The 25649-nt window shown below is 40.6% G+C and carries 40 protein-coding genes; all 40 read right to left on the minus strand.

The features are described from left to right. Positions 1-2: 2 nt before the first annotated feature. The 40 genes from N8M16_RS02960 to N8M16_RS03155 all read right to left on the minus strand — a co-directional run bounded on the left by N8M16_RS02960 (position 3) and on the right by N8M16_RS03155 (position 25641). Positions 3-269: an ACT domain-containing protein gene (locus N8M16_RS02960; RefSeq protein ID WP_000644129.1), complete on the minus strand. Its 267-nt coding sequence runs from the start codon at positions 267-269 to the stop codon at positions 3-5. Between the two features lie 264 nt (positions 270-533). Next, positions 534-920 carry a 50S ribosomal protein L17 gene (rplQ, locus tag N8M16_RS02965; protein WP_000331493.1) on the minus strand — a complete coding sequence of 129 codons (387 nt, stop codon included), beginning with the start codon at positions 918-920 and terminating at the stop codon, positions 534-536. An 11-nt stretch (positions 921-931) separates the two neighbouring features. Next, complete coding sequence (locus N8M16_RS02970) at positions 932-1867, minus strand: DNA-directed RNA polymerase subunit alpha (RefSeq protein ID WP_000568988.1); 936 nt, start codon at positions 1865-1867, stop codon at positions 932-934. A 42-nt stretch (positions 1868-1909) separates the two neighbouring features. Beyond that, positions 1910-2293, minus strand: coding sequence for a 30S ribosomal protein S11 (gene rpsK / locus N8M16_RS02975; RefSeq protein ID WP_001118385.1), 384 nt, complete (start codon positions 2291-2293; stop codon positions 1910-1912). Between the two features lie 17 nt (positions 2294-2310). Next, positions 2311-2676, minus strand: a complete 366-nt coding sequence (gene rpsM, locus N8M16_RS02980) for a 30S ribosomal protein S13 (RefSeq protein WP_000090781.1) — start codon at positions 2674-2676, stop codon at positions 2311-2313. Positions 2677-2693: 17 nt separating this feature from the next. Further along, positions 2694-2810, minus strand: coding sequence for a 50S ribosomal protein L36 (gene rpmJ / locus N8M16_RS02985; protein WP_001808836.1), 117 nt, complete (start codon positions 2808-2810; stop codon positions 2694-2696). 24 nt (positions 2811-2834) lie between these two features. Next, the gene (gene infA / locus N8M16_RS02990) at positions 2835-3053 is read right to left on the minus strand and encodes a translation initiation factor IF-1 (RefSeq protein WP_001029883.1); all 219 of its coding nucleotides are present in this window, start codon (positions 3051-3053) and stop codon (positions 2835-2837) included. Positions 3054-3169: 116 nt separating this feature from the next. After that, on the minus strand, positions 3170-3808 hold the full coding sequence (locus N8M16_RS02995; RefSeq protein ID WP_261069611.1) for an adenylate kinase: 639 nt from the start codon (positions 3806-3808) through the stop codon (positions 3170-3172). A gap of 149 nt (positions 3809-3957) precedes the next feature. Then, a complete protein-coding gene (secY, locus tag N8M16_RS03000; protein WP_000465403.1) occupies positions 3958-5268 on the minus strand; it encodes a preprotein translocase subunit SecY in 1311 nt (436 codons plus the stop codon). A gap of 12 nt (positions 5269-5280) precedes the next feature. Further along, the gene (gene rplO, locus N8M16_RS03005) at positions 5281-5721 is read right to left on the minus strand and encodes a 50S ribosomal protein L15 (protein WP_000766087.1); all 441 of its coding nucleotides are present in this window, start codon (positions 5719-5721) and stop codon (positions 5281-5283) included. Between the two features lie 144 nt (positions 5722-5865). After that, positions 5866-6048, minus strand: a complete 183-nt coding sequence (gene rpmD, locus N8M16_RS03010) for a 50S ribosomal protein L30 (RefSeq protein WP_000057241.1) — start codon at positions 6046-6048, stop codon at positions 5866-5868. 13 nt (positions 6049-6061) lie between these two features. Then, entirely contained in the window at positions 6062-6556 is a 495-nt protein-coding gene (gene rpsE / locus N8M16_RS03015) for a 30S ribosomal protein S5 (RefSeq protein ID WP_000874202.1), read from the minus strand. Between the two features lie 17 nt (positions 6557-6573). Then, entirely contained in the window at positions 6574-6930 is a 357-nt protein-coding gene (gene rplR, locus N8M16_RS03020; RefSeq protein WP_000624044.1) for a 50S ribosomal protein L18, read from the minus strand. Between the two features lie 83 nt (positions 6931-7013). Next, positions 7014-7550 carry a 50S ribosomal protein L6 gene (gene rplF / locus N8M16_RS03025; protein ID WP_049546952.1) on the minus strand — a complete coding sequence of 179 codons (537 nt, stop codon included), beginning with the start codon at positions 7548-7550 and terminating at the stop codon, positions 7014-7016. A 187-nt stretch (positions 7551-7737) separates the two neighbouring features. Then, the gene (rpsH, locus tag N8M16_RS03030) at positions 7738-8136 is read right to left on the minus strand and encodes a 30S ribosomal protein S8 (protein ID WP_000245504.1); all 399 of its coding nucleotides are present in this window, start codon (positions 8134-8136) and stop codon (positions 7738-7740) included. Positions 8137-8420: 284 nt separating this feature from the next. Then, positions 8421-8606: a type Z 30S ribosomal protein S14 gene (locus N8M16_RS03035; RefSeq protein ID WP_001085697.1), complete on the minus strand. Its 186-nt coding sequence runs from the start codon at positions 8604-8606 to the stop codon at positions 8421-8423. A gap of 17 nt (positions 8607-8623) precedes the next feature. Further along, positions 8624-9166: a 50S ribosomal protein L5 gene (gene rplE, locus N8M16_RS03040; protein ID WP_000013542.1), complete on the minus strand. Its 543-nt coding sequence runs from the start codon at positions 9164-9166 to the stop codon at positions 8624-8626. A 23-nt stretch (positions 9167-9189) separates the two neighbouring features. Continuing rightward, positions 9190-9495, minus strand: a complete 306-nt coding sequence (rplX, locus tag N8M16_RS03045; protein ID WP_000497691.1) for a 50S ribosomal protein L24 — start codon at positions 9493-9495, stop codon at positions 9190-9192. A 78-nt stretch (positions 9496-9573) separates the two neighbouring features. Further along, positions 9574-9942: a 50S ribosomal protein L14 gene (gene rplN / locus N8M16_RS03050; RefSeq protein WP_000616545.1), complete on the minus strand. Its 369-nt coding sequence runs from the start codon at positions 9940-9942 to the stop codon at positions 9574-9576. Between the two features lie 25 nt (positions 9943-9967). Further along, positions 9968-10228: a 30S ribosomal protein S17 gene (rpsQ, locus tag N8M16_RS03055; RefSeq protein ID WP_000440801.1), complete on the minus strand. Its 261-nt coding sequence runs from the start codon at positions 10226-10228 to the stop codon at positions 9968-9970. A gap of 24 nt (positions 10229-10252) precedes the next feature. Continuing rightward, positions 10253-10459: a 50S ribosomal protein L29 gene (gene rpmC / locus N8M16_RS03060; RefSeq protein ID WP_000772918.1), complete on the minus strand. Its 207-nt coding sequence runs from the start codon at positions 10457-10459 to the stop codon at positions 10253-10255. A gap of 9 nt (positions 10460-10468) precedes the next feature. Beyond that, positions 10469-10882 carry a 50S ribosomal protein L16 gene (gene rplP, locus N8M16_RS03065; RefSeq protein WP_000960946.1) on the minus strand — a complete coding sequence of 138 codons (414 nt, stop codon included), beginning with the start codon at positions 10880-10882 and terminating at the stop codon, positions 10469-10471. 3 nt (positions 10883-10885) lie between these two features. Continuing rightward, complete coding sequence (rpsC, locus tag N8M16_RS03070; RefSeq protein ID WP_000529936.1) at positions 10886-11539, minus strand: 30S ribosomal protein S3; 654 nt, start codon at positions 11537-11539, stop codon at positions 10886-10888. Positions 11540-11551: 12 nt separating this feature from the next. Continuing rightward, positions 11552-11896: a 50S ribosomal protein L22 gene (rplV, locus tag N8M16_RS03075; RefSeq protein WP_000818137.1), complete on the minus strand. Its 345-nt coding sequence runs from the start codon at positions 11894-11896 to the stop codon at positions 11552-11554. 11 nt (positions 11897-11907) lie between these two features. Next, on the minus strand, positions 11908-12189 hold the full coding sequence (gene rpsS / locus N8M16_RS03080; protein WP_000533766.1) for a 30S ribosomal protein S19: 282 nt from the start codon (positions 12187-12189) through the stop codon (positions 11908-11910). Between the two features lie 103 nt (positions 12190-12292). Beyond that, positions 12293-13126: a 50S ribosomal protein L2 gene (gene rplB, locus N8M16_RS03085; protein WP_000512910.1), complete on the minus strand. Its 834-nt coding sequence runs from the start codon at positions 13124-13126 to the stop codon at positions 12293-12295. A 17-nt stretch (positions 13127-13143) separates the two neighbouring features. Beyond that, positions 13144-13440, minus strand: a complete 297-nt coding sequence (locus N8M16_RS03090; protein ID WP_001055347.1) for a 50S ribosomal protein L23 — start codon at positions 13438-13440, stop codon at positions 13144-13146. Next, complete coding sequence (rplD, locus tag N8M16_RS03095; protein ID WP_000024549.1) at positions 13440-14063, minus strand: 50S ribosomal protein L4; 624 nt, start codon at positions 14061-14063, stop codon at positions 13440-13442. The genes N8M16_RS03090 and rplD overlap by 1 nt, the downstream gene beginning before the upstream one ends. A 24-nt stretch (positions 14064-14087) precedes the next feature. Then, a complete protein-coding gene (rplC, locus tag N8M16_RS03100) occupies positions 14088-14714 on the minus strand; it encodes a 50S ribosomal protein L3 (RefSeq protein ID WP_000160197.1) in 627 nt (208 codons plus the stop codon). A gap of 81 nt (positions 14715-14795) precedes the next feature. Beyond that, positions 14796-15104: a 30S ribosomal protein S10 gene (gene rpsJ, locus N8M16_RS03105; protein ID WP_001284513.1), complete on the minus strand. Its 309-nt coding sequence runs from the start codon at positions 15102-15104 to the stop codon at positions 14796-14798. Between the two features lie 244 nt (positions 15105-15348). Next, a complete protein-coding gene (locus N8M16_RS03110; RefSeq protein ID WP_049546951.1) occupies positions 15349-15975 on the minus strand; it encodes a uridine kinase family protein in 627 nt (208 codons plus the stop codon). Then, complete coding sequence (gene nrdG, locus N8M16_RS03115) at positions 15972-16562, minus strand: anaerobic ribonucleoside-triphosphate reductase activating protein (RefSeq protein ID WP_084926325.1); 591 nt, start codon at positions 16560-16562, stop codon at positions 15972-15974. The genes N8M16_RS03110 and nrdG overlap by 4 nt, the downstream gene beginning before the upstream one ends. Beyond that, the gene (locus N8M16_RS03120; RefSeq protein WP_261069612.1) at positions 16555-17061 is read right to left on the minus strand and encodes a GNAT family N-acetyltransferase; all 507 of its coding nucleotides are present in this window, start codon (positions 17059-17061) and stop codon (positions 16555-16557) included. The genes nrdG and N8M16_RS03120 overlap by 8 nt, the downstream gene beginning before the upstream one ends. 43 nt (positions 17062-17104) lie before the next feature. Next, positions 17105-17245 (minus strand): hypothetical protein, encoded by a 141-nt coding sequence (locus N8M16_RS03125; protein ID WP_049546949.1) that lies wholly within the window; start codon positions 17243-17245, stop codon positions 17105-17107. 11 nt (positions 17246-17256) lie between these two features. Next, on the minus strand, positions 17257-19464 hold the full coding sequence (nrdD, locus tag N8M16_RS03130) for an anaerobic ribonucleoside-triphosphate reductase (RefSeq protein ID WP_261069613.1): 2208 nt from the start codon (positions 19462-19464) through the stop codon (positions 17257-17259). Positions 19465-19583: 119 nt separating this feature from the next. After that, positions 19584-21134: a damage-inducible protein CinA gene (locus N8M16_RS03135; RefSeq protein WP_261069614.1), complete on the minus strand. Its 1551-nt coding sequence runs from the start codon at positions 21132-21134 to the stop codon at positions 19584-19586. A gap of 254 nt (positions 21135-21388) precedes the next feature. After that, the gene (cls, locus tag N8M16_RS03140) at positions 21389-22921 is read right to left on the minus strand and encodes a cardiolipin synthase (RefSeq protein WP_070528556.1); all 1533 of its coding nucleotides are present in this window, start codon (positions 22919-22921) and stop codon (positions 21389-21391) included. A 254-nt stretch (positions 22922-23175) separates the two neighbouring features. Continuing rightward, positions 23176-23640, minus strand: coding sequence for an SP_0198 family lipoprotein (locus N8M16_RS03145; protein WP_261069615.1), 465 nt, complete (start codon positions 23638-23640; stop codon positions 23176-23178). A gap of 86 nt (positions 23641-23726) precedes the next feature. Further along, positions 23727-24977 carry a folylpolyglutamate synthase/dihydrofolate synthase family protein gene (locus N8M16_RS03150; protein WP_261069616.1) on the minus strand — a complete coding sequence of 417 codons (1251 nt, stop codon included), beginning with the start codon at positions 24975-24977 and terminating at the stop codon, positions 23727-23729. A gap of 358 nt (positions 24978-25335) precedes the next feature. Beyond that, complete coding sequence (locus tag N8M16_RS03155; protein WP_000017620.1) at positions 25336-25641, minus strand: DUF1292 domain-containing protein; 306 nt, start codon at positions 25639-25641, stop codon at positions 25336-25338. Positions 25642-25649 lie beyond the last annotated feature (8 nt).

Below are 25649 nucleotides of genomic sequence, written 5' to 3' on the forward strand. Positions count from 1 at the left end.
TCCTAGATATTATACATAGCTTCGAAAATCGCTGCACTCTGAATGTTGATTTTCACATTTAAAATTTGTCCAAAAGCTTCAAATTCATTACGAAGATAGGTAAAATCTTGCTTTTTATCACTAGAGACGACAGCCATCATCGTGAAATATTCATCCAAGACAGTTTGAGAGATATCGTCAATATTCAATCCTAATTCTGCAATTTTGCCAGAAACTCCTGCAACAATTCCAGATTTATCTTTACCAACAACAGTTATAATCGCTTTCATAAGCAAACTCCAATTCTTCTTTTAATAGGAAACCTGAACATTAAACAGGATTCTTTTCAAATAGTATAGCATAATTCTAACGAAAATACTCAAAAACGCCTGCTTACGAAGTTGTTCTTAAGAAAAAAACAATTTCGTAAACAAGCGTCTACTATCCCAACTTATGATGAGTGTTCCCGCTAGGACCGAAATCCTAGCGGTAGACCAGAGCTAGACTAAGAGCACAAGACTCCATCATCATAACACTCAACAAAATTGATGATTTTATACTAATTCGATGATCGCCATTGGCGCTGCATCACCACGACGTGGTTCAGTTTTAAGGATACGAGTGTATCCACCGTTACGTTCAGCATAACGAGGTGCGATTTCTGAGAACAATTTTTGAAGTGCTGTAGTAGAAGTGTACTTATCAGTTGCTTCATCATAGTTTTCAGATGCAATTTCATTACGTACGAAAGCAGCTGCTTGACGACGTGCATGCAAATCACCACGTTTACCTAGAGTAATCATTTTTTCAACAGTTTTACGGATTTCTTTAGCACGAGCTTCAGTTGTCACGATTGATTCGTTGATCAAAAGGTCAGTTGTCAAATCGCGAAGCATTGCTTTACGTTGTGAGCTAGTGCGTCCTAGTTTACGGTAAGCCATGTATTCCTCCTTTATTTATCTTTTAATCCAAGACCCAAATCAATGAGTTTGAGTTTCACTTCTTCCAAACTCTTGCGTCCAAGATTTCGTACTTTCATCATCTCTGCTTCAGATTTTTCTGTCAAATCATGCACAGTATTGATACCGGCACGTTTCAAACAGTTGTATGAACGCACAGACAAGTCCAGTTCCTCAATCGTACGATCCAAAATACGGTCGTCAGATTCAGTATCAGCTTCTTTCATCACTTCAGTTGACTTAGCAATCTCAGTAAGATTTGTAAACAAATCAAGATGTTCTGTCAAAATACGTGCTGAAAGCCCTAAAGCATCTTCTGGAATAATTGTTCCATTTGTCAAGATTTCAAGGGTTAATTTGTCAAATCCATCATTGCTACCTACACGAGCAGGTTCCACTTGATAGTTGACTTTTGTAACTGGTGTATAAATAGAATCTACAGCAAGTGTTCCAACTGGTGCATTATCCTTTTTATTTTCATCGGCAGGTACATATCCACGACCACTGTTAACAGTCATAGTCGCTTTTAGAGAAGAACCTTCACCGATTGTAAAGAGATAATGATCTGGATTTACAATTTCAATATCGCTATCTGTCAAAATGTCACCAGCTGTTACTTCAGCAGGACCTTCAACATCTAGTTCGATGATTTTTTCGTCTTCAACGTACGATTTCACTGCAATTCCTTTAATGTTCAGAATGATTTGCATCACGTCTTCACGAACACCTGGAACTGTGTCAAACTCATGCAACACACCATCAATATTGATAGATGTCACAGCTGCTCCTGGTAGAGAAGCTAGAAGTACACGACGAAGAGAGTTACCAAGAGTTGTACCGTAGCCACGTTCAAGTGGTTCGATTACAAACTTGCCATAATCTTTATTTTCATCAATTTTTGTTATATTTGGTTTTTCAAACTCGATCATTTAGTTACTCCCTCTTAAACGAAAAGCAGTGTAATGCGATGATTATACACGGCGACGTTTTGGAGGACGAGCACCATTGTGTGGCACTGGAGTCACATCACGAATTGCTGTTACTTCAAGACCAGCGGCAGCAAGCGCACGAATAGCTGACTCACGACCAGAACCTGGACCTTTTACAGTAACTTCAACTGATTTAAGACCGTGTTCTTGTGCAGATTTAGCAGCAGCTTCAGAAGCCATTTGAGCAGCGAATGGTGTAGATTTACGAGAACCTTTGAAACCAAGAGCACCAGCTGATGACCAAGCAATTGCATTACCATGCACATCAGTAATCATAACAATAGTGTTATTAAATGTAGCGTGAATATGAGCAATACCAGATTCGATATTCTTTTTCACACGACGTTTACGTGTTGGTTTAGCCAAGACTTTTACCTCCTATATTATTTTTTCTTACCAGCAATCGCAACAGCTTTACCTTTACGAGTGCGAGCGTTGTTTTTAGTGTTTTGTCCACGGACAGGAAGTCCACGACGGTGACGGATACCACGGTATGAACCGATTTCCATCAAACGTTTGATGTTCAAGTTTACTTCACGACGAAGGTCACCTTCAACTTTGATTGCATCCACTTCACGACGGATAGCATCTTCTTGATCTGATGTAAGATCACGTACACGAACATCTTCTGAGATTCCAGCAGCAGCTAAAATTTTCTTAGATGTTGCAAGTCCGATACCATAAACATAAGTCAATGAGATTACTACGCGTTTGTCATTTGGAATGTCAACTCCAGCAATACGAGCCATGTTTTCTCCTTTCTATCTTATCCTTGACGTTGTTTGTGTTTTGGATTTGCTGGGCAAATTACCATAACACGACCATTACGACGAATAACTTTACAGTATTCGCAAATTGGTTTGACCGATGGTCTTACTTTCATTTCTTATCCCTCCAAGTTTTTCGATTATTTAAAGCGGTAAGTGATACGTCCACGTGTCAAGTCATATGGACTCATTTCGACAGTAACACGATCTCCCGCTAAAATACGAATATAGTTTTTACGAATTTTACCAGAAACTGTTGCTAAAATCTGATGTCCATTTTCAAGTTCAACCGTAAACATTGCATTCGGCATTGTATCAACTACTTTGCCTTCAACTTCAATCACATCGTCTTTTGCCACGCAAAAGCACCTCCATAAATTTCGATTCGATGCCTCTAGACACAGAGACAACAATTATAAGTCAGACTATCTCAGTATAACATTTGTAGCGGATTTTTGCAAGTGTGAAAAACGCTTTATTTTAAATTTGTCAATACTTTTTCGATATCTGAGAAGACATCATTGATATCTTGATTACCTTCGATGTCATGAACCAAACCTTTGGCACGGTAGTGAGCAATGATTGGTTCCCCTTGAGCAATATTAACGTCCAAACGACGTTTTACTGTCTCAGGCTTATCATCTTCACGTTGGTAGTAATCTTCTTCTTTATAGTCAACTGGTGGGTTAAAGACCTTGTGGAAAGTTTCTCCAGTTACGCGGTGGATGATACGGCCACTCAAACGTTCCAAGAGGCTGTCTGGATTCACTTCGATGTTGATAACACCTTCTAGTTCGATGCCAAGTTCAGCCAATGTTTTGTCCAAGGCATGAGCTTGTTCGATTGTACGTGGGTAACCATCCAATAAGAATCCTGTTTCTTTAACATCATCTTGTGAAAGACGTTCTTTTACGATTCCATTTGTAACTTCATCAGGAACTAATTCACCCTTGTCAATATATGACTTAGCAAGAACACCCATTTCAGTTTGATTTGCCATAGCAGCACGGAACATATCACCTGTTGAGATATGTGCAACATGGAATTGTTCTACGATTTTTGCTGCTTGAGTTCCCTTACCTGCACCAGGTAAGCCCATAATCAAAAGATTCATGATTTGATCTCCTTATTTTATTTTTAAATAGAAGCAAAAAGTCTTTTCACCCCTATTTAAAAACAAAATAGAAGAGGGGAGACCAAACTCTCACAAATGTTAGAGTTAAACCTCCACTCCCTCAGTAATTACTGATTCAGTAATTACTTTTATTCTGTTCTGTCCATGAAACCAACATACTTACGTTTCAATAGGTAGCCTTCCAATTGTTTGATTCCTTCAATACCTGTAGAGATAATGATCAAAAGACTGGTTCCTCCAAAAGCAACTGCTTCTGAAAGTCCGAAAACATCTTTTGCTACGATCGGTAAAATAGAAATCACACCAAGGAAGAGAGAACCAACAGTTGCAAGACGACGAAGAAGTTTAGACATATATTCTTCTGTACCTTTACCAGGACGAACTCCATGGATATAAGCACCGCTCTTTTGTAAGTTTTCTGCCGCTTTTTCAGGATTAATCTGTACAAACGTATAGAAGAATGTAAAGAGAATAATCAATAAAGCATACATGGCAATACCAGTTGGTGAAGTTGTTGCCAGCATTTCTTGTGCTGTTCTTACCCAAGCCCAATCATGACCTGTAGCGCTCAAAAACTGAAGAATAGCCGCAGGCGCTGCAGTAATCGAACTTGCAAAGATAACGGGGATAACTCCAGCAGGGTTTACCTTCAAAGGAAGGTAAGAGCTAGATGGAGCACCTTGTGCAACCTTAGTATATTGGATTGGAATTTTGTATTCTGCTTGTTGAACATAAGTTGTAAAATAAATGATCAACAATACAGTAATAATCAAAATGATTACGAAAATGATAGATGAGTTGATACGGCTACTTGGGACGTTCACAAAGTAGTCCACATAGATGCCCTGAATCATCTCTGGAATTGATGCAACAATCCCGGCAAAGATAATCATAGAAACACCATTTCCGTATCCCTTATCTGTAATTTGCTCTCCCAACCAAGTCACAATCATACTACCAGCTGTTAAGATGATACCAATCATGATAAAGACTTGTGGAGTAAGAGCTGTTTTCAACAATTGAGCTCCAGCCAAAGTATTAAAACCAGCTGTAATTCCGATAGATTGCACAAAAGCTAGAACAAGAGCAATATAACGAGTAGCTTGATTTAATTTTCTTCGACCTACTTCCCCTTGTTTACCCCACTCTACAAACTTTGGTAAAATATCCATTTGCAAGAGTTGGACAACGATAGAGGCCGTAATGTAGGGACTAACACCAAGAGCAAAAACTGAGAAGTTTTTCATGGCATTCCCTGAGACCAAGCTCAACATGTTTAAGAAGGATAATCCACTTAAAGCATTCAAGCTATTGGCATTCACACCAGGAACTGTAATGCTAGTTCCGATACGAAAGACCAAAACGATAAAAATTGTAAATAAAATTTTTGATCGAACCTGCTTGACTTTAAGAGCTTCTCTTAATAATTTAAAAAACATAGGTCACCTCTCTTAGATGACTTCTACTGAACCACCTTTAGCAGTGATAGCTTCTTCAGCTGATTTAGAGAATTTAGCTGCTTTCACAGTCAATTTCTTAGTCAACTCACCGTTACCAAGAATTTTAATACCTGATTTTTCAGCTTTAACAATTCCTGCTTCGATAAGAACAACTGGAGTAACTTCAGCACCATCTTCAAAGACGTTCAATTGGTCAAGGTTCACAATTGCGTATTCTTTAGCGTTGATGTTAGTGAATCCACGTTTTGGAAGACGACGGAACAATGGAGTTTGTCCACCTTCAAAACCAAGGCGAACTCCGCCACCGCTACGAGCTTTTTGACCTTTTTGACCACGACCAGATGTTTTACCGTTACCTGATGAAGTACCACGACCAACGCGGTTACGTACTTTACGAGAACCTTCTGCAGGTTTCAATTCATGAAGTTTCATTTTTATTTTCTCCTCTTTTGTAAAATGCTAGCGCCGATAAGGGAGAAAAGGTTGTCTCCCCCATCAACTCGCCTATACGACGTCATCATAGATGACTATATCTAGTTTTAGGGGATGGTATAGTGCACATCCCCTAAAAATTCATTAGTTTACTTCTTCAACTGTTACCAAGTGAGATACTGCAGTGATCATACCACGGATAGCAGCGTTATCTTCTTTAATAACAGAGCTGTTCAATTTGCCAAGTCCAAGTGCTACAACAGTTTTACGTTGTGATGGAATGCGTCCGATTGGAGACTTAGTCAAAGTAATTTTAATTTGAGCCATTTTATCCCCTTTCTTATGCCAAATCAGAAACTGAAATACCACGAAGGGCAGCAACTTCTTCAGCGCGTTTCAATTGTTTCAAACCTTCAACAGTTGCACGAACAATGTTGATTGGAGTGTTAGAACCAAGTGATTTAGATGTAATATCTGCCACACCTGCCAATTCCACAACGGCACGAACTGCACCACCAGCCGCAACTCCAGAACCTTCTACAGCAGGTTTCAACAATACTTTAGCTCCACCGAATTCTGAAAGAACTTCGTGTGGGATTGTTGTTCCAACCATAGGAACTTCGATCAAGTTTTTCTTAGCATCATCTACTGCTTTACGGATTGCTTCTGGAACTTCTTGAGCTTTACCAGTACCAAATCCTACGCGACCGTTGTGGTCACCAACAACAACAAGAGCTGCGAAACGAAGACGACGTCCACCTTTAACAACTTTTGTAACACGGTTGACAGCAACTACGCGTTCTTCTAATTCAACTGCATTGTCTTTAAATGCCATTTTCTAGTGTCCTCCTATTAGAATTTCAATCCGTTTTCACGAGCTGCATCAGCCAAAGCTTTCACACGTCCGTGATATAGATATCCACCGCGGTCGAACACCACTTCTGAAATACCTTTAGCGTTTGCACGTTCTGCAACGAGTTTACCGACAGCAACGGCTTGTTCAGTTTTAGTTCCTTTTGAAACTTCTTTGTCAAGAGTTGAAGCACTTGCGAGCGTTACACCCGCTACGTCATCAATCACTTGAGCGTAGATGCCTGTATTAGAACGGAATACGTTCAAACGTGGGCGATCAGCAGTTCCAGAGAGTTTTCCGCGAACGCGACGGTGGCGTTTTTGGCGGAGTTTGTTTTTATCTGGTTTTGAAATCACAGTTTTCACCTCTTTAGTTTTAAATCGTGTGCTATGCACAAAGTTGGAAAATAGGTTGGTGGTTGAGACTCAACCACTCAACATTATTTACCTGTTTTACCTTCTTTACGGCGAACGAATTCACCAACGTAACGGATACCTTTACCTTTATATGGTTCTGGTGAACGAAGGCTACGTACGTAAGCAGCTGTTTGACCAACTACTTCTTTTGAAATTCCGCTAACAACGATTGTTGTTGGATTTGGAAGTTCAAAAGTAATTCCTTCTGGAGCTTCAACTTCGTCTGGATGAGATTTACCAACAGCCAAAACAAGTTTAGATCCTTGAAGTTGTGCACGGTAACCAACCCCGCGCATTTCAAGTTCTTTCTTGAATCCTTCTGATACACCAATAACCATGTTGTTCAAAAGGGCACGAGTAGTTCCGTGGATAGTTTTCATTTCTTTTGAATCGTTTGGACGGTGAAGAGTTACTTCACTACCTTCCACACGGATTTCAATATCTTTTGAGAACTCACGAGTAAGTTCTCCTTTAGGTCCTTTTACAGTTACAACGTTGTCATTGTTAGTGATTTCTACACCAGCAGGCAACACGATAACTTTATTACCAATACGTGACATGTTTATTTTCTCCTGTTAGATTGTCAGGCCAGAATGGCCAGTTTTCACGGGGTTAAATCGATTTCTCGATTTAAAGGAACATTTAGGTTTCAATTTCAAAGTGAATCTAGGCATCGTCTCGCAGGCATAACTTTGGGTTAGGCAAGAGACGATAACGAAGAGTCACAAAGAAATTGGGAGCTAAATATTACCAAACGTAAGCGATAACTTCTCCACCAACATTCTTTTGGCGTGCTTCTTTATCAGTGAGCAAACCTTCAGAAGTTGAAAGGATAGCAATTCCAAGTCCGTTAAGAACTTTTGGAAGGTCTTCACGTTTTTTGTAGACGCGAAGTCCTGGTTTAGAAACACGTTTCAAGTTAGTGATAACTTTTTCACCGTTTGGTCCGTATTTAAGGAATACACGGATGATGCCTTGTTTGTCATCTTCGATGATTTCAACGTTTTTTACAAAACCTTCGCGTTTAAGGATTTCAGCAATCCCTTTTTTGATGTTTGATGCAGGTACTTCAAGTACTTCGTGTTTAGCTTGGTTAGCATTACGAATACGAGTTAGGAAGTCTGCGATTGGGTCAGTCATAACCATTTTGTTTTTCTCCTCTTACTAGTAGTTTGCAAGTTGCACTTGCTAGTTAATACATGATACAAAGAGCGTAACAGCAAGAGCAAAAATAGGCAATTTGATGCAGGAGCGATGCTCCAAAGAAAATTGGTCTTTTTTGCCAAAGCTGTAGCTCGTGTTCAAATTGGCAAGCCCAACTGAACCCGGTCTAAACTCTGTGTGAAAAAGATAAACTTTCCTAGAAACTTCAGTTTCTTCGTCAAGTTTCCTATTTTCACTTAGAGTTTTGACGCCCTTGATATCTTAAATTACCAAGATGCTTTTGTTACACCAGGGATTTGTCCTTTGTAAGCTAATTCACGGAAGCAAACACGGCAAAGTTTAAATTTGCGGTAAACTGAATGTGGACGACCACATTTTTCACAACGAGTATAAGCTTGAGTAGAGAACTTCGCTGGACGTTTGTTCTTAGCAATCATTGATTTTTTAGCCATTAGATTTACCTCCTATATTATTTTGCAAAAGGCATTCCAAGGCCTGTAAGCAATGCACGTGACTCTTCGTCAGTGTTAGCAGTTGTTACGATAACGATGTCAAGACCACGAGTTTTGTCAACGTCATCGAAGTTGATTTCTGGGAAGATCAATTGTTCTTTCACACCAAGTGTGTAGTTCCCGCGTCCGTCAAATGATTTTGTTGGAACACCGTGGAAGTCACGTACACGTGGAAGTGAAACTGAAACCAATTTATCCAAGAATTCGTACATACGTTCACCACGAAGGGTAACTTTTGCACCGATCGCAACACCTTCACGAAGACGGAAGCCGGCGATTGATTTTTTAGCTTTAGTGATAAGTGGTTTTTGACCTGAGATAAGTGCCAATTCTTCAGCAGCTTTTTCAAGGCTTTTAGCGTTTGATACAGCTTCACCAACACCCATGTTCAAAACGATCTTATCTACTTTAGGCACAGCCATCACTGATGAGTAGTTGAATTGTTCTGTCAAAGCAGGAACTACTTCATTAAGATATTTTTCTTTTAAACGATTTGCCATTATACTTCTCCTTTCCTTCGTGATTAATCAAGCACTTCGCCTGATTTTTTGTTGTAGCGAACTTTTTTACCGTCTACAAATTTGTAACCAACACGACCAGCTACACCATTTTTGTCCAATACTTGAACGTTTGATACGTGGATAGCTGCTTCTTTCTCGATGATCCCACCTTGAGGAAGCTCGTTAGTTGGACGTTGGTGTTTCTTAACGATGTTAACACCTTCAACGATAACTTTGTTTACTTTTGGAAGGGCAGTAAGGACAACAGCTTCTGTTCCCTTATCTTTACCAGCGATTACGCGAACTTTGTCGCCTTTTTTTACAAACATTAGGTTTCTCCTTGATTTTTCTTACGCCCATAAGGGCACCCTGGAGGTAAATCCAGGGGACTAGTTTGTTTCTAAAAATTAAAGTACTTCTGGAGCAAGTGACACGATCTTCATGAAGCCACCTTCACGCAATTCACGTGCAACTGGGCCAAAGATACGTGTTCCGCGAGGAGTTTTGTCTTCACGGATGATAACTGCTGCGTTTTCGTCAAATTTGATGTATGAACCATCAGCACGACGAGCACCTGATTTAGTACGAACGATAACTGCTTTAACAACGTCACCTTTTTTAACCGCACCACCAGGAGTAGCTTGTTTTACAGATGCCACGATAACATCACCGATGTTTGCAAATTTACGTCCTGAACCACCAAGAACTTTGATAGTCAAGATTTCGCGAGCACCGCTGTTGTCTGCGACTTTCAAACGAGTTTCTGTTTGAATCATTTCAGTTTTCTCCTTTCAGGTTTGATTAGATGATGACCGCTTCTTCAACAACTTCTACAAGACGGAAACGTTTTGTAGCTGAAAGCGGGCGAGTTTCCATGATACGTACGATATCGCCTTCTTTGGCAACATTGTTTTCATCATGAGCTTTGTATTTTTTAGAGTAGTTAATACGTTTACCATAGACTGGGTGGTTACGTTTTGTTTCAACTACAACTGTGATTGTCTTGTCCATTTTGTCAGATACAACACGTCCAACAAGAACTTTACGATTATTGCGTTCCATTGAAATTTCTCCTTCCCTAGTCTATTATTTCGCTTCAGATTGAACTGTTTTGATACGAGCGATTTGTTTTTTAACTTCTTTCAAGCGAGCTGTTTGTTCCAATTGACCAGTAGCAGCTTGGAAACGAAGTTCAAACAATTCTTTTTTCAATTCGTTTTCGCGCTTCGCGAGTTCTTCTTGAGAAAGACCACGAAGTTCTTTAACAAATTCTTTTACTTCATTAAGTTTCATGCCTTCTCCTTATTCTGCTTCACGTTTTACGAATTTACATTTAACTGGCAATTTGTGGCTAGCAAGACGAAGCGCTTCGCGAGCGATCTCTTCAGATACACCAGCGATTTCGAACATCACTTTACCACGTTTAACTGGTGCTACCCAACCTTCAGGTGCCCCTTTACCAGATCCCATACGCACACCGATGGCTTTAGCAGTGTATGATTTGTGTGGGAAGATTTTAATCCAAACTTTACCACCACGTTTCATGTAACGAGTCATGGCGATACGAGCAGCTTCGATTTGGCGGTTAGTGATCCAGTGGCTAGTTGTAGCTTGAAGACCGTATTCACCGAATGCTACTTCTTTTCCACCTTTTGCTTCACCGCGCATTTTTCCACGGAATTCACGACGGTGTTTAACACGTTTAGGTACTAACATTGGTTATTTACCTCCTTTAGTGTTTTTGCGAGCTGGAAGAACTTCACCACGGTAGATCCATACTTTAACACCAAGTTTACCGTATGTAGTATCTGCTTCTTCCCAAGCGTAATCGATATCTGCACGAAGTGTGTGAAGTGGAACAGTTCCTTCAGAGTATCCTTCAGCACGGGCGATATCTGCACCGTTCAAACGACCTGATACTTGAGTTTTGATTCCTTTAGCTCCAGCACGCATTGCACGTTGGATTGCTTGTTTTTGTGCACGACGGAAAGCAACACGTTGCTCCAATTGACGAGCAATTCCTTCACCTACAAGGTGAGCATCCAAATCAGGTTGTTTGATTTCGATGATGTTGATGTGTACTTGTTTTCCAGTCAATTTGTTAAGTTTCGCACGGAGTGCATCAACGTTAGCACCACCTTTACCGATAACCATACCTGGTTTAGCAGTGTGAAGTGAAACGTTAACTTTGTTTACTGCGCGTTCGATTTCGATAGTTGAAACTGCTGCGTCAGCAAGTTCTTTTTGAACGAATTTACGGATTGCAAGATCTTCATGAAGGTAATCCGCGTATTCTTTTTCAGCATACCATTTGGCATCCCAATCACGGATGATGCCGACACGCATACCAATTGGATGTACTTTTTGACCCACGATTTTACCTCCTTATTTTTCTGCAACAGCTACAGTGATGTGAGCTGTACGTTTGTTGATTGGTGAAGCTGAACCTTTCGCACGTGGACGGAAACGTTTCATAGTTGGTCCTTCGTTTGCGAATGCTTCAGATACTACCAAGTTAGCTTTATCCAAACCAAAGTTGTTTTCAGCGTTAGCTACAGCTGAGTTCAAAACTTTCAAGATGATTTCAGCAGCTTTGTTTGGAGTGAATGTCAAGATTGCGATTGCATCGGCTACGCTTTTACCACGGATGTTATCAAGAACAAGACGTGATTTACGAGGTGAAACACGTACTGTACGAGCCATTGCTTTAGCTGAAGTAATTTCTGCCATTTATGTTCTCCTTATTTTCTACGTGTTTTCTTGTCGTCTGCAGCGTGACCTTTGTAAGTACGAGTTGGTGCAAATTCACCAAGTTTGTGACCTACCATGTCTTCTTGAATGTAAACAGGTACGTGTTTACGTCCGTCATAAACTGCAATAGTGTAACCAATGAAACTTGGGAAGATCGTTGAACGACGTGACCAAGTTTTAATAACTTTTTTCTTTTCGTCGTTAGCTTGAGCTTCAACTTTTTTCATCAAATGCTCATCGACGAAAGGTCCTTTTTTAAGACTGCGTCCCATTTTTATATTTTCTCCTTTAAATGTTGTACCACAGCGGCTTGCGCTCACATGGAGCGCTACCGAGCTGGCGGATTTACTAGTTGCTTACGCGACTAGTTTAATATTATTTCTCGTTGCGACGACGAACGATAAGTTTGTCAGATTTCGCTTTCTTGTTACGAGTTTTAAGACCAAGAGCAGGTTTGCCCCATGGAGTAGATGGTGCTTTACGACCAACTGGTGCTTTACCTTCACCACCACCGTGTGGGTGATCGTTAGGGTTCATTACAGAACCACGAACTGTTGGGCGGATACCTTTCCAACGGCTACGTCCTGCTTTACCAAGGTTTACAAGTCCATGTTGTTCGTTTCCGACAACACCGACTGTAGCACGACAAGTTCCAAGGATCATACGTACTTCGCCAGATTGAAGACGAACAAGAACGTATTTACCTTCTTGACCCAATACTTGAGCAGAAGCTCCAGCAGCACGTACCAATTCACCACCACGACCTGGTTTCAACTCAATATTGTGGATCAAAGTACCAACTGGGATGTTAGCAAGTGGAAGAGCGTTTCCGACTTTGATATCTGCTTCTGGACCTGAAACGATACGTTGACCTACTTCAAGACCTTTTGGAGCGATGATGTATGCTTTCACACCGTCAGTGTAGTGTACAAGAGCGATGTTTGCAGAACGGTTTGGATCGTACTCGATTGTTTTAACAACTGCTTCAACGTTGTCTTTGTTACGTTTGAAGTCAACCAAACGGTAGAAACGTTTGTGTCCACCACCTTGGTGACGAACTGTGATACGACCGTTGTTGTTACGACCAGCCTTGCTCTTCAATGCAACAAGCAATGATTTTTCAGGAGTGCTTGTTGTGATTTCAGCGAAATCCAAAGAAGTCATATTACGGCGACCGTTTGTTGTTGGTTTATAAACACGAATTCCCACGATATTTCCTCCTTAGATTATTCAGCTTCAGCAGCAAACAACTCGATTGCTTTAGAATCAGCTGTAAGTGTGATGATAGCTTTTTTAGTTTTGTTAGTAAAACCAGTGTAACGTCCAACACGTTTAGCTTTTGGTTTTACGTTGATTGTGTTAACATTAGCAACTTTAACACCTTCGAAAGCAGCTTCAACAGCTTGCTTGATCAAAAGTTTGTGTGCACGAGTGTCAACTTCAAATACATATTTTCCTGCTTCAAGTTGAGCCATTGAGCTTTCAGTGATTACAGGTTTTTTGATAACATCATACAAATTCATTATGCAAGAACCTCCTCGATTTTAGAGATAGCTGCTTGAGTAACAAGAAGTTTGTCACTATTTGCGATGTCAAGAACACTTGCAGTTGTAGCAGTCGCAACTTTCACGTTTGGAAGGTTACGAGCTGAGAGAGCTGCGAATTCGTTTCCTTCTTCAAGAATAACAAGGACTTTAGAATCGATGCTCAAAGCTGCAAGAACTTTTGCAAATTCAGCAGTTTTTGGAGCTGTAAATTCAAGAGAATCAACGGCTACAAATTTATTTTCAGCAACTTTTTCTGAGTAAACAGATTTAAGTGCAAGGCGACGAACTTTTTGAGGAAGTTTGTACGCATAGCTACGTGGAGTTGGTCCGAAGACGATTCCACCACCACGCCATTGTGGAGAGCGGATAGAACCTTGACGAGCACGTCCAGTTCCTTTTTGACGCCATGGTTTGCGTCCGCCACCTGAAACAGCTGAGCGGTTTTTAACTGCGTGAGTTCCTTGACGAAGGCTAGCACGTTGGCTGATAATCACATCAAACACAACAGATTGGTTTGGTTCGATACCAAAGATTGCATCGTTAAGAACAACTTCGCCCGCTTGTTTACCAGTTTGGTCGAATAATGTTACATTTGCCATTTTGACTGTATTCCCCTTTCCTTATTATTTACCAGCTTTAACTGCTGACTTGATAGTGATAAGAGATTTCTTAGCACCTGGTACGTTACCTTTGATAAGGATAACGTTCTTTTCTGGAACAACTTGTACAACTTCAAGGTTTTGAATTGTTACGCGGTCACCACCCATACGTCCTGCAAGGTTTTTACCTTTGAATACGCGGTTAGGTGCAACAGGTCCCATAGAACCTGGACGACGGTGGTAACGAGAACCGTGAGCCATTGGTCCACGTGATTGTCCGTGGCGCTTGATAACACCTTGGAAACCTTTACCTTTAGAAGTACCAGTTACGTCAACAACGTCTCCAGCTGCGAATGTTTCAACTGTGATTTCAGCACCAACTTCCAAGCCTTCAACGTTTTTGAATTCACGAATGAAGCGCTTAGGAGCCGTGTTAGCTTTCGCTACATGTCCTTTAGCAGGTTTGTTGCTCAATACTTCGCGTTTGTCATCAAAACCAACTTGGATAGCGTTGTATCCGTCTGTTTCAACAGTTTTAACTTGAAGAACAACGTTTGGAGTTGCTTCAATAACTGTTACAGGGATCAATTCGCCAGCTTCAGTGAAGATTTGAGTCATTCCCACTTTTTTCCCTAAGATTCCTTTTGTCATGAGAAAATAGTTCCTTTTCTATATTTTTATTCAAAAAGTTTTTAACGAGCGTTTTTTATGCTCAAGATATCAAGCTTTAGATTAAAGTTTGATTTCTACGTTTACACCACTTGGAAGATCCAATTTCATCAAAGCATCAACTGTTTTTTGAGTTGGGTTAACGATATCGATCAAACGTTTGTGTGTACGCATTTCAAATTGTTCGCGAGAGTCTTTGTATTTGTGAGTCGCACGAATGATTGTGTAGAGGCTACGTTCAGTTGGAAGTGGGATTGGACCCGCAACTTGTGCACCTGTACGAGTAGCTGATTCTACGATTTTTGCAGCCGCTGTGTCAAGCGTACGGTGTTCGTAAGCTTTCAAACGGATACGGATTTTTTTGTTTGCCATCTTTTTCTCCTTTTCGTCTATTTAAGATAATAGGCTAGCTCCACAAGAAAACCGACGCGGTGTTGCGTGGCAATGCAACCGAGCGTGTCGCAACCTCTTGCATCAAAGCTAAGGCTGTAATTTACAGCACCATAATAGAATAACACAAAGCCCCTGCGATTGCAAGGGATTTGTTGCTGTTTTTTAAAATTTTTAACATGAAAATGTTTTCCTATTTTTTCTTTCTAGAATTAGGGATTTTCTTCTATATAAATTGAGTTCTCTTGAGCTCAAGTTTGCCTTCTGATTGGTCCACTAAGATATCCGCCTTAGACTCAGTTTCTTTATAGTATTGCAGATACTGCTCCCGTCTCATCTGATGACTAGCCAATATAAAGGATGCATCACGATTTCTCACAGTCGTATCTCGAGCTAGGCGCCACTTTAATTCGGTGTCCTCATCCGTGTAGAAACAGATAGTTTTGTCAAAGAGTTCTTTGGGTAAAAAGCCAACAGACATCCCTTCGACAATCAGAATTGGTTTTGCTCCAGACAAGACCTCACTAGCCTTCCAAGGTTCTTCAATTGTTAAGATATCCATACCCGCCTGTAAGGCCAGAATATCTCGCTGCAAACTCGTCAGTTCATGCGCCACTGGAAGACAGGCTGTCACCTTTTGATTCGGCGCGTCCTTTGGTACTACCAGATGGCGTCCAGAGGTGATATAAGGATCTGTTTCTAGCAAATTTACTGTAGTAGAATCTAAAGCTTGGTACAATTCCTCTGCAAAGGTCGATTTACCTGAAGCACCATGACCGTATATTCCCAGTGTCTTGACTTTTCCTGCTTTTATTTCTGAGACCAGTTCTTCTATTAAGTCTTTTTTCTTCACTCTCTCTTCACCTGTTCATAGCTTTCTTTTCCATCATTAAGCTTATCCCAAATCACTACTTGCCCACTTTTGAGGGATTTTTGCACATCGATAATTCGTTGATTGGAAGAACCTCGAAACTGGAGCATGAGATTTCTCTTAGTTCGGTCATATCTTCCATCGACAAGAATGTCAATCAGTGATAAGAGTTCCAATTTATCTGGGGTCTCCAGCATCATTTCTTCCCAAGTGTAGCCCGTCCAGGACCAGATGTCTTTGTCTGGCAATTCCTTTCGGATGCGTTTAACTAGAGGCAAGAGAATGCCCGTATTGAGAAAAGGCTCTCCTCCTAACAAAGTCAAGCCTTGAACATAGGGTTGAGCAAGATCTGCCATGATCTGCTCTTCTAATTCTGCTGTATAGGGAATTCCTGCCTTGAAAGACCAAGTCGCTACATTATAACACCCCTCACAGTGAAACATGCAGCCTGATACATAGAGAGAGTTGCGCACACCCTCTCCATCTACAAAGTTGAAGGCCTTGTAATCAATGATCCGCCCTTGACTGAGTTCCTCGCTTTTCCATTCTTGTGGTTTTGGATTATTCATTCGCTACCTCTATCCAATAACGCTCGACTCCATTACGAACATCCTCAAGAATTCCTCCATTTGCTAGAATGACTGCTCTGCTAGCAGGATTATTCACGCTACAGGTCACAAGAGTTCTCTTGATGTTCTTTTCCTTAGCAACTTGCAAGCCCTGACGGAGAGTCTCTTTAGCATAACCTTTACCTCTTTCTGATGGACGAATGGAGTAGCCAATGTGACCACCTTCTTCTAGTAGAAAGTTACTGAGGCGCAACCGGAGATTAAGAAATCCAATTGCTTTACCTTTCACAGAAAAAGCTACTAACTGAATTGCGGGAACCCATCCTTCAGTCAAATTAATCCCCATTTCCTGATTCTGATTACTTTCCAACCATTCCTCATAAGAAAAATTTTCTGTATCCCAGAAACCACCGTCGTGAGGCGACTGATATTTTTCAAACTCTTCCATCATCTCTAAAACTGTTTCTTTATCTGCTAAACTTGGTCTGCGTAATTCCATCCTTACCTCCCACTAAGAGAAAAGCGAGAGCTGACTCTCACTTTTATTTCTTCTTATTCTTATTTAAAAATTGTTCTCTGAGGTTGAGCAAGTGTTCTTTCTTACCAGCTCCACCTTTAGAGTGTTTCTCGTGATAACGGGTCACTTGTGCACGTCCCTTATCATCTAATTGATATTTTCCCATTTCAGTTCTTTCTAATTTGTTACTTGATGGCCAGCTATTTTAATCGTTGAACCATTCATGTGTTTGACACGCGCTGCGATTTCCTTGTGACGCCCATTGACCATCGGTCTCGCTTGAGGATTACCTAAATAGCCACAAGTCCGTTTAACAACGTCTACTGTTTTAGGGTCGCTATTGCCACAGTTAGGACAAGCAAATCCTCTCTCAGTTGGTTCAAAATCCCCTTCAAAGTCACACTTGTAGCAACGGTCAATTGGTGTATTGGTCCCAAGATAGCCCACACGGTCATAGGCATAGTCCCAGACAGCTTCCAAGGCCTTTGGATTTTGCTGAAGGACTGGATACTCACAATAATGGATGAAACCACCCGACGCACCTGCTTCTGGATAGACTTTCTCAAAATCCAATTTTTCAAACGGTGTTGGATTTTTACGAACATCGTAGTGGAAAGAGTTGGTGTAGTATTCCTTATCTGTAATATCAGGAATAGAGCCAAACTTGTCTGTATCTAGTCGACAAAAACGGTCTGTCAAACTTTCAGATGGTGTTGAGTAGATAGAGAAATGATAGCCATATTGATCTGACCACTCTTCTACACGGCGTTTCATATCGCGAATGATGTCTAGCGTGAATTCCTTAGCATCTGGATTACTTTCCCAGCTGTTACCAAAGAAAACTGTCGCTACTTCGTACAAACCGATATAGCCTAGTGAAACTGTCGCACGACGATTCTTAAAGAGCTGGTCAACGCTTTCTTCTTTACCTAGACGATGACCAAAAGCACCGTATTGATAAAGGATAGGAGCATTTGCTGGTGTTGCTTCCTTGGTCCGTTCGACACGATAAACTAGAGCATCTTCTGCAATGTTCATCCGCTCGTTAAAGATTTCCCAGAACTTATTCATATCACCTTCAGACTCAAGGGCAATACGAGGAAGATTGACCGTCACCACCCCTAGATTCATACGGCCAGAGTTAACTTCAACTCCATTTTCATCCTTCCATCCTTGAAGGAATGAACGACATCCCATCGGAACCTTGAAGGAACCTGTCAATTCGATAATCTTATCATAAGACAAGACATCTGGGTACATCCGCTTGGTTGCACACTCAAGAGCCAACTGCTTAATGTCGTAGTTGGGAGTCCCTTCTTCTAAGTTGAGTCCTCTTTTAAGCGTGAAGATAAGTTTAGGGAAGATAGCTGTGCGGTATTCTGAACCAAGTCCCTTGATTCGGATGTTCAAGATAGCTTTTTGAATTTCACGCTCAAAACGATTGGTTCCCAGACCAAAACCTAGTGAAGTAAAAGGTGTTTGCCCATTTGAAGTGAAGAGAGTATTGATTTCATACTCGAGAGATTGCATGGCATCATAGATATCTTTTTGGGTTTTCTTCCAAGCGTAATCTTCCCGTTTGTCAGGTAAGACCCATTCTTCCGCATCCTTGAGGTGTTTTTGGTAATTCTTCTCTGCATAAGGCGCCAAAACTTCATCGATACGGTCAGCTGAACAGCCACCGTACTGGCTAGAAGCAACGTTGGCGATAATTTGAGAAATCTGAGCTGTCGCAGTCTGGATAGACTTGGGACTTTCTACCTCTGCATTTCCAATCTTAAAGCCATTCTCCAACATACCTTTAAAATCAATCAAACAGCAGTTAGTCATAGGTGTGTAGGGGCTATAATCCAAATCATGATAGTGGATATCCCCCTTTTGGTGGGCATTGGCTACGTGCTTAGGGAGCATTTGCAGTCCGATTGATTTCCCAACAATCCCCGCCGTCAAATCACGCTGGGTATTAAAGACATCGCTGTCTTTATTAGCATTTTCATTGACAACGGCCTGGTCTTTGTTGAGAAGTTTATGGATGCTAAAGTTGATATCTGTCGCTTTTGAACGCTCAAAATCCCTTTGTGTCCGATAAGTAATATACTCCTCAGCTAGCGCATATTCTTTGGCTTCAAGGAGTTCATGTTCTACGATATTTTGAATTTCGTAAATCTTAACCCCCTGTGGAAAGCGACTATGAATTTCTGTGACAATTCGCTCGGTCAGAGCATTGAGGCGTTTTTCGACCAGGGGTGTCACATCCATAACCTTGTCAGCCGCCTTGTGGAGAGCCTTGTCAATCTTGTCCACATCAAATACAACACGTCTCCCATCTCGTTTTTCAACGAAGAGAGTTGGCAAAATTGTAATTTTTTCTTCTAGTGCAATCATATGCATGCTCTTTTCTAAAATGTTCTTTCTAAAAAGTATTATACCACTCTAAAAAGAAAAATCAATATCTTGTGTTAAAAATCCTAAAATTTTTAAAAATACACAAGATATTGATTTAGTTATTTAATTTTATAGACTTTAAACTCTGAGTAATCAGTCTTTACTGGTTGGTAATTTTCTTTTAAGAGTGTCTCCACTTCAGACCAGACTGCTACCTTATCGTTCACCACAATCACCTTAGGTTGGTTTTCTTTCAAGTCATTGAGTAAACTAGTTTTATTCTCTTCTGTACTCGTGTAAAGAAGAGGCGATGGGAACATGGATCCAGCCAAACGCTGGCTTTCTTTATACATTTGAACATGTGAATCCCAAATATAGATTTGGTCACCATCACTCGTCTCTTGTTTGACTCTATCTACCACTTGATGTTGTTCTCTATAAGAAGCTGGATGCAAGACAAAACGAGCTACAAAAGGAATTGCAATCAGATAAACCACCACTAGGATCGGTAAGTAGAGATTCCCTTTCATGAATTTTTTCCATAGAGTAGGAACTTCCTCTCTTCTCCGACGACGAGCTCCTCTAGCTGAATGTTTCCCACGAATACTGGTCATCAAAAGAAGGAGTAAAAATGGAAGGATTAGAATCAAACGCGAACCGTGAAGAGGTTCTTGAGAAAAAAGCAACAAGGCTAGTACAAATAAGAAAGTAAAACTAGCTGGTACTGAAATAACATATAATCTTGATGCCTTTGATTGGAACAATCCTAGAAAAACAAGGAAGAGAGCTCCTAAACCAAAGGTCAACAAACCATAGAATACAACATTATCCATTAGTTGAGGATTCAAGACCTGAAGGGAATCAATCGGATATAAAAGACTCCCTAGAGCCTCTCCAAAACCACCTGAAGCAAGAACATAATATCCTACTGGGTAAAAGATGAGAGAAAAGCCAAGTGCTGCTGCAAAAAACTGATAAACTCCATGAGCAAGGCGGCCATGCCCAACATTAAAGACAAATAAACCAATCGTTACTACTGCAATAAAGAAAAGACTTGTAAGAGGCTCTATGAAAAATGATAGGGCCAAGAAAATCCCCAGACGTAGAAATCCCTTGTCATGGTTAGGATTTGATAGATAAGCTGCTATGAACGAAAATCCTGCAAACAGAAATGGCAAAGCTAAAATCGTAGCATATCCTCCTCCAAAACCGAGACCGGATACCAAAATATAAAATATGGTTAAGAGTTGCTTGGCTTGCTCCCTTTGTCCCGTCAGATAGTCAGTTGAAGAAAAGAGGAAATAACCTCCTCCTAAGAGGGCTAGCCATTCTACCAAGGCAAAAAGAATGCCTCCTTGGGTAATATAAAGTAGCAAGTAATAAATAAGACCGTGACTAGCATAATAGCTACTGTAGAGCTGTCCTCCCTGATGTAAAGCCCACCCTATATACAAATCCTGCGCCTGAGAGGGACTTACCATATCTAAAAGTAAAGGTATCACCACAGAAAAAAACGTTGCAATCGTACTTCCAATGATGAGTCTGAAAAACGGGAAAGCTACCTGTTCTTCTTTTTCTACATGAGATTCAAGGTTCCTATCCAATCTATTTTCAATGTCATTACTCTGTATCGTTTCGGATACTTCTTCGATTCTGCCATATACAGCCATGTCGTTTCTCCTATTCAATTTATCTGTCTTAGTATATCAAAAAGACCTAAAATTGTCAGCTTGCGATGGCTGTTTGAGTGATTTTTTGCATAGTTTCACAAAGGTTTCAATTTCCCGAAATCGGTGTAAATGCGTCTGTTTAAATGACATGATATAATCCAATTCTTTCTGAGTCAGCATCATTCCCCCTCTATCTTTCTATTCGTAAAAGGCAAGAAAAATAGGACTGGGTTGTGTCCTAAGTCCTAGATTTCTTATAAGATTGGGGCAAATAACTGGGCAATTTCCTTAATCAATTTTTGATACCAGCTATTTTTTATCGTATGAGGGAAAATTTCTTGAGATACTGAAAAAATCTCCTCAAAATCTTTTTGAATCTCTGTGATTGATGCCGTTTTATATAGCAAAACTGCATCTTCATAGTGATGAAGCAAACTTCTATAATCTAAATTAATCGTTCCAACTGCAGCAAAGTCCTTGTCCACTAGGATTTGTTTACTGTGGATAAAGCCTGGACTATACTCAAAAATCCTGACTCCTGCTGACAAAAGATCCGGATAGGCTCCTCTTGTTATGAGCTGGATTAATTTTTTATCCGGAATGAAAGGAGTCACGATGCGGACATCAACACCCCTCATGGCTGCATTTTTAATACTCTCAGTTAAATCATAGTCAATAATCAAATAGGGTGTTGTGATATAGACTGAATCAGTAGCCTGATTAATCAAACTTTGATAAACTTTTTTCCCTACTTGAGTACGGAAGATGGGCTTGGGTCCACTACCGTAAGGAATGCAGAGCCCTTGGCCAGAACAAGGCTGATTTTCCAGGTGATACTGGTCAAAATCGCTGATTTCCCCACGATTGATGTACCAAGTCATCAAAAAAAGACGGGTTAGAGCCTTGACACCAGGGCCATCTAAGCGAATCCCACTGTCCTTCCAATAGCCAAAGCGTTCTATATGATTGATGTACTCATCGGCTAAGTTAATGCCTCCTGTATAGGCTACCTGACCATCTATGACAAGGATTTTACGATGGTCCCGATTGTTGTAAGCCACCGTCAAACGAGGAATCACCTTGTTAAACTTATGGGCTTCAATTCCTCGACTACGAAGTTGAATAGTATAGTCTCCAGGCAAAGTCGCCATACAGCCGATATCATCATAGAGCATCTTGACCTCTACACCCTGAGCTGCCTTTTGCTCTAGTATATCTAGTATGCTATTCCACATCAAACCTTCTTCGACAATATAGTACTCTAGAAAGATAAATTTCTCAGCTTTCTTGAGGTCTTCCAACATATGTTGCCACATGCTTTCACCCGAAGAAAAGAATTGTGAATCTGTTCGATCATAGACATCGGCATTGCTATCCATACTTAGCAAAGATTTGATAACTCCGTAAGCCGCCTTATCATCTTCCTTCAATTTCTGGCGGAGAGCTTTACTGTTATCCTCCCGAAAATGCATAGAACCAAGTTTGTCCAACTGCTTGATTTCTTTTTTGGACAATCGCCTTTCACCAAACATCAGATAGAGCAAGGGTCCGATGACAGGAACAAAAGTTACCACTAACCACATTACTTTACTATCAGGTGTCATTGAACGATTGACAATTGCGACAATAGTCGCCATACTCATAAAAATTAAGACAATAACCCATAGAATAGGAGCCATACGCCCTAAGTAAAGAAAGAGACCAAAAACAAGAGAAAGTTCAAGCAGCATAATCGAAAGACTAAAGCCATACTTGGACATTAATAATTGAAATTTTCTATATTTCATATCCCCTCCTTGATATTTTGATACTCAATGAAAAGCAAAGAGCAAACTAGGAAGCTAGCCGCAGGTTGCTCAAAACACTGTTTTGAGGTTGCAGATGGAAGCTGACGTGGTTTGAAGAGATTTTCGAAGAGTATGAATGCTAAAAACAGGTAATTGATACTAGTATAACTCAGGTATTCGGTAGAAGGCAAGTATTTATAATCATTTTTCTGCGTAAAAACAAAAGAGACTGACAAAACCAGTCTCCTTCTAGTCTATTTTGATAAAACAATGCGATCAGACGCTTCTCTATCCATATCGTCGATAATCATCTGATTTCCATTGATTGCATAAATCTTGACATCATCCCCAATAATCATACGTTGATTAGCGGCATCGAAGCCAACCTGCTTGATTTCTTGATCTCCGTCAGTTTCTACCTGTGTCCAGGTGCCCGTTGTACCAGTTACCACTAAAGTGATACGGTCTCCCTCGTCCTGACCGGTATAGGTTCCATCAATATCAGTTGGTTGAGCCTCAGGAGCATTTTGTGAAGAACTTGTTGCTGCCTGGCTGCTATTTTCTGTAGAAGATGAAGCAGCAGATTGTGATTGCTGAGTTTGTTGTGTTTGCGAGTGAGTTGCTGGTTGTTGAACTTGTTGTGCTCTTTGTGAACAAGCTACTAAAAGACTAAGACTTGCTAGAGAAGCAAGAGAAAGTGTGAATCTTTTTAATTTCATGATAAATTTCCTTTCTGCTACCAATTTACAGAATTTTTTCCTTCTAACTAGTAGTTTCCCTAGTATAACAAGTCCAAAAAAGGAGGTCAATTCATCTGCTCATGGGCCAGCAAGTAGCCCCGTACTTCTGAGATAAAATAGAGAGACCCTGTAACGAACAACAAATCCTGGTCATCTGCTCTTGCTTCAAAATTGCTAATAAATTCTCGGTAAGAAGAAACTATATCATAACCAGTCACATCCCTTTCGTCCAAAGCTCCCTGATAGTCAAAGCCAGTCACCTTGAGTTCCACCTGAGGCAAATTCTCAGTCAGATAAGCCAACATCCCTTTATAATCCTTCCGTTTCAAGGCTCCAAATAGGATTTGAGGACGATAACCTTCCTGCTCTTTTTCTTTGATAAACTCAACCAAGCGAGTCAAGGCAGGGAGGTTATGAGCACCGTCCAAATAAATCTGAGGACAAATACGCTCCAAACGACCAGCCCAATAGGTTTTCGCTAAAGCCTGTCTTACAGCCTGCTCATCAACAATTTCCTTTTCTTCCCTCATAAAGAGAAGAAAAGTTTGCAACGCCAAAGCTGCATTTTCCTGCTGATAAGCTCCTTCTAAACCTATTTTCAGCTGCGAAATATTTAGTAAAGAACTTGAAAAATCCCCATTCAGCATTGAAAAATCCTGACCTGCCTGATAAAGGTCAACAGCTAAAGAGTCTGCTTTTTTCTGACAAACAAGCCTAGCTTCTGAAGGCAACTTAGCAATCACTGCCTTTTTACCAACCTTAAAAATACCAGCTTTCTGCTCTGCAATTGCTGCTATACTGTCACCCAGAGTCTCCTGATGGTCAAGTCCGATGGAGGTGATGACAGCAATCTCTCCAGTTACCACATTAGTCGTGTCAAGTAAGCCACCAATTCCCACTTCTAGTAAAACCAAATCCACCTCTTGCTCTCTAAAATAAAGAAAAGCAATCAAGGTCAGCAATTCAAAAAAGGACAACTGATCATGGGTTTGCAGAAGCGTTTTCTCCATCTCCTTGACCTGATTAGCTAAACGGATGAAGTCTGCATCAGCTATTGGTTGTCCATTAATGCAGATTCGATCATTAATAGAGACGATATGAGGGGAGGTAAAAGTCGCAACTCTTTTGCCATGCCCCATAAATAACTCCCTCATGAAAGCAATGGTAGAACCTTTTCCATTAGTTCCTGTTACGTGGATAATAGGATAAGACTTCTCGGGATTCCCCAACAAATCCACCGCTTGTTGCATTCGGCCCAAGCCTGATCGAAAATTCAAACCAATCCGACTATGGAGCCATTCTTCTACTTCAAACATATACATCTCCTTAATTACAGGTTCAATCAACTGCCTCAATAAAGTCTCATAACTAACAAAAACGAGGCCAGGATTTTCGTCCCGACCTCTCACCTGGTTAGCTAATAACTAGCTACTATGAATATTAACTTGGGCTAAAAACGCCCCCGGACTTACCAGCTCTTTTTTATTTCAAAGATCTGGGCTAAAAACATCCACTGGATGTGCCTGCGTTTCTAATTTCTAGCGCAGGGCTAAAAACGTCCACCGGACGTTCCAACTCTTCCCAATTTCTGGGAGTTGGCCTGATACAGTCTCCCAGACTTACCAGTTCTCTCTTATTTAAAGGAACTGGAGTAAAAATATCCCCCGGATATTTTTACTCCTCCATAAAACTATTGAAGACTTCTTCAATCATGTTCCATTCGTCTTCTGAGTCTTCTGGGATTGGTTGCAATTCGCCTTCTGTTCCATCTTCGTTTTCGATGAATGAGTAAGCTTGGATTTCAACTTGTCCGTCTTCGTCTTCTTCTGCGTTAACTGGTACTAGGAGAACATAGTTTTTACCAAATTCTTCTTTTCCATCAATCGTCAAAAGGATTTCAAACAAGGTTTCATTTCCTTGCTCATCTACTAGTGTAATTAATTCACGTTCTTCGTGGTCGTGGTTATGATCGTGTGACATAGCCTCTC

The sequence above is a fragment of the Streptococcus mitis genome, assembly GCF_946188375.1.
Lineage (GTDB): Bacteria > Bacillota > Bacilli > Lactobacillales > Streptococcaceae > Streptococcus > Streptococcus mitis_CX.

What these genes read in the sequence shown, in the direction of transcription:
- N8M16_RS02960 (WP_000644129.1), bottom strand. Translation starts at nt 269, where the DNA reads ATGAAAGCGATTATAACTGTTGTTGGTAAAGATAAATCTGGAATTGTT.
- rplQ (WP_000331493.1), bottom strand. Translation starts at nt 920, where the DNA reads ATGGCTTACCGTAAACTAGGACGCACTAGCTCACAACGTAAAGCAATG.
- N8M16_RS02970 (WP_000568988.1), bottom strand. Translation starts at nt 1,867, where the DNA reads ATGATCGAGTTTGAAAAACCAAATATAACAAAAATTGATGAAAATAAA.
- rpsM (WP_000090781.1), bottom strand. Translation starts at nt 2,676, where the DNA reads ATGGCTCGTATTGCTGGAGTTGACATTCCAAATGACAAACGCGTAGTA.
- rpmJ (WP_001808836.1), bottom strand. Translation starts at nt 2,810, where the DNA reads ATGAAAGTAAGACCATCGGTCAAACCAATTTGCGAATACTGTAAAGTT.
- N8M16_RS02995 (WP_261069611.1), bottom strand. Translation starts at nt 3,808, where the DNA reads ATGAATCTTTTGATTATGGGCTTACCTGGTGCAGGTAAGGGAACTCAA.
- secY (WP_000465403.1), bottom strand. Translation starts at nt 5,268, where the DNA reads ATGTTTTTTAAATTATTAAGAGAAGCTCTTAAAGTCAAGCAGGTTCGA.
- rplO (WP_000766087.1), bottom strand. Translation starts at nt 5,721, where the DNA reads ATGAAACTTCATGAATTGAAACCTGCAGAAGGTTCTCGTAAAGTACGT.
- rpmD (WP_000057241.1), bottom strand. Translation starts at nt 6,048, where the DNA reads ATGGCTCAAATTAAAATTACTTTGACTAAGTCTCCAATCGGACGCATT.
- rpsE (WP_000874202.1), bottom strand. Translation starts at nt 6,556, where the DNA reads ATGGCATTTAAAGACAATGCAGTTGAATTAGAAGAACGCGTAGTTGCT.
- rplF (WP_049546952.1), bottom strand. Translation starts at nt 7,550, where the DNA reads ATGTCACGTATTGGTAATAAAGTTATCGTGTTGCCTGCTGGTGTAGAA.
- rpsH (WP_000245504.1), bottom strand. Translation starts at nt 8,136, where the DNA reads ATGGTTATGACTGACCCAATCGCAGACTTCCTAACTCGTATTCGTAAT.
- N8M16_RS03035 (WP_001085697.1), bottom strand. Translation starts at nt 8,606, where the DNA reads ATGGCTAAAAAATCAATGATTGCTAAGAACAAACGTCCAGCGAAGTTC.
- rplE (WP_000013542.1), bottom strand. Translation starts at nt 9,166, where the DNA reads ATGGCAAATCGTTTAAAAGAAAAATATCTTAATGAAGTAGTTCCTGCT.
- rplX (WP_000497691.1), bottom strand. Translation starts at nt 9,495, where the DNA reads ATGTTTGTAAAAAAAGGCGACAAAGTTCGCGTAATCGCTGGTAAAGAT.
- rplN (WP_000616545.1), bottom strand. Translation starts at nt 9,942, where the DNA reads ATGATTCAAACAGAAACTCGTTTGAAAGTCGCAGACAACAGCGGTGCT.
- rpsQ (WP_000440801.1), bottom strand. Translation starts at nt 10,228, where the DNA reads ATGGAACGCAATAATCGTAAAGTTCTTGTTGGACGTGTTGTATCTGAC.
- rpmC (WP_000772918.1), bottom strand. Translation starts at nt 10,459, where the DNA reads ATGAAACTTAATGAAGTAAAAGAATTTGTTAAAGAACTTCGTGGTCTT.
- rplP (WP_000960946.1), bottom strand. Translation starts at nt 10,882, where the DNA reads ATGTTAGTACCTAAACGTGTTAAACACCGTCGTGAATTCCGTGGAAAA.
- rplV (WP_000818137.1), bottom strand. Translation starts at nt 11,896, where the DNA reads ATGGCAGAAATTACTTCAGCTAAAGCAATGGCTCGTACAGTACGTGTT.
- rpsS (WP_000533766.1), bottom strand. Translation starts at nt 12,189, where the DNA reads ATGGGACGCAGTCTTAAAAAAGGACCTTTCGTCGATGAGCATTTGATG.
- N8M16_RS03090 (WP_001055347.1), bottom strand. Translation starts at nt 13,440, where the DNA reads ATGAATTTGTATGATGTTATCAAAAAACCTGTAATCACTGAAAGCTCA.
- rplD (WP_000024549.1), bottom strand. Translation starts at nt 14,063, where the DNA reads ATGGCAAATGTAACATTATTCGACCAAACTGGTAAACAAGCGGGCGAA.
- rplC (WP_000160197.1), bottom strand. Translation starts at nt 14,714, where the DNA reads ATGACAAAAGGAATCTTAGGGAAAAAAGTGGGAATGACTCAAATCTTC.
- rpsJ (WP_001284513.1), bottom strand. Translation starts at nt 15,104, where the DNA reads ATGGCAAACAAAAAAATCCGTATCCGTTTGAAAGCTTACGAACACCGT.
- nrdG (WP_084926325.1), bottom strand. Translation starts at nt 16,562, where the DNA reads ATGAATAATCCAAAACCACAAGAATGGAAAAGCGAGGAACTCAGTCAA.
- N8M16_RS03120 (WP_261069612.1), bottom strand. Translation starts at nt 17,061, where the DNA reads ATGGAATTACGCAGACCAAGTTTAGCAGATAAAGAAACAGTTTTAGAG.
- N8M16_RS03125 (WP_049546949.1), bottom strand. Translation starts at nt 17,245, where the DNA reads ATGGGAAAATATCAATTAGATGATAAGGGACGTGCACAAGTGACCCGT.
- nrdD (WP_261069613.1), bottom strand. Translation starts at nt 19,464, where the DNA reads ATGATTGCACTAGAAGAAAAAATTACAATTTTGCCAACTCTCTTCGTT.
- N8M16_RS03135 (WP_261069614.1), bottom strand. Translation starts at nt 21,134, where the DNA reads ATGGCTGTATATGGCAGAATCGAAGAAGTATCCGAAACGATACAGAGT.
- cls (WP_070528556.1), bottom strand. Translation starts at nt 22,921, where the DNA reads ATGAAATATAGAAAATTTCAATTATTAATGTCCAAGTATGGCTTTAGT.
- N8M16_RS03145 (WP_261069615.1), bottom strand. Translation starts at nt 23,640, where the DNA reads ATGAAATTAAAAAGATTCACACTTTCTCTTGCTTCTCTAGCAAGTCTT.
- N8M16_RS03150 (WP_261069616.1), bottom strand. Translation starts at nt 24,977, where the DNA reads ATGTTTGAAGTAGAAGAATGGCTCCATAGTCGGATTGGTTTGAATTTT.
- N8M16_RS03155 (WP_000017620.1), bottom strand. Translation starts at nt 25,641, where the DNA reads ATGTCACACGATCATAACCACGACCACGAAGAACGTGAATTAATTACA.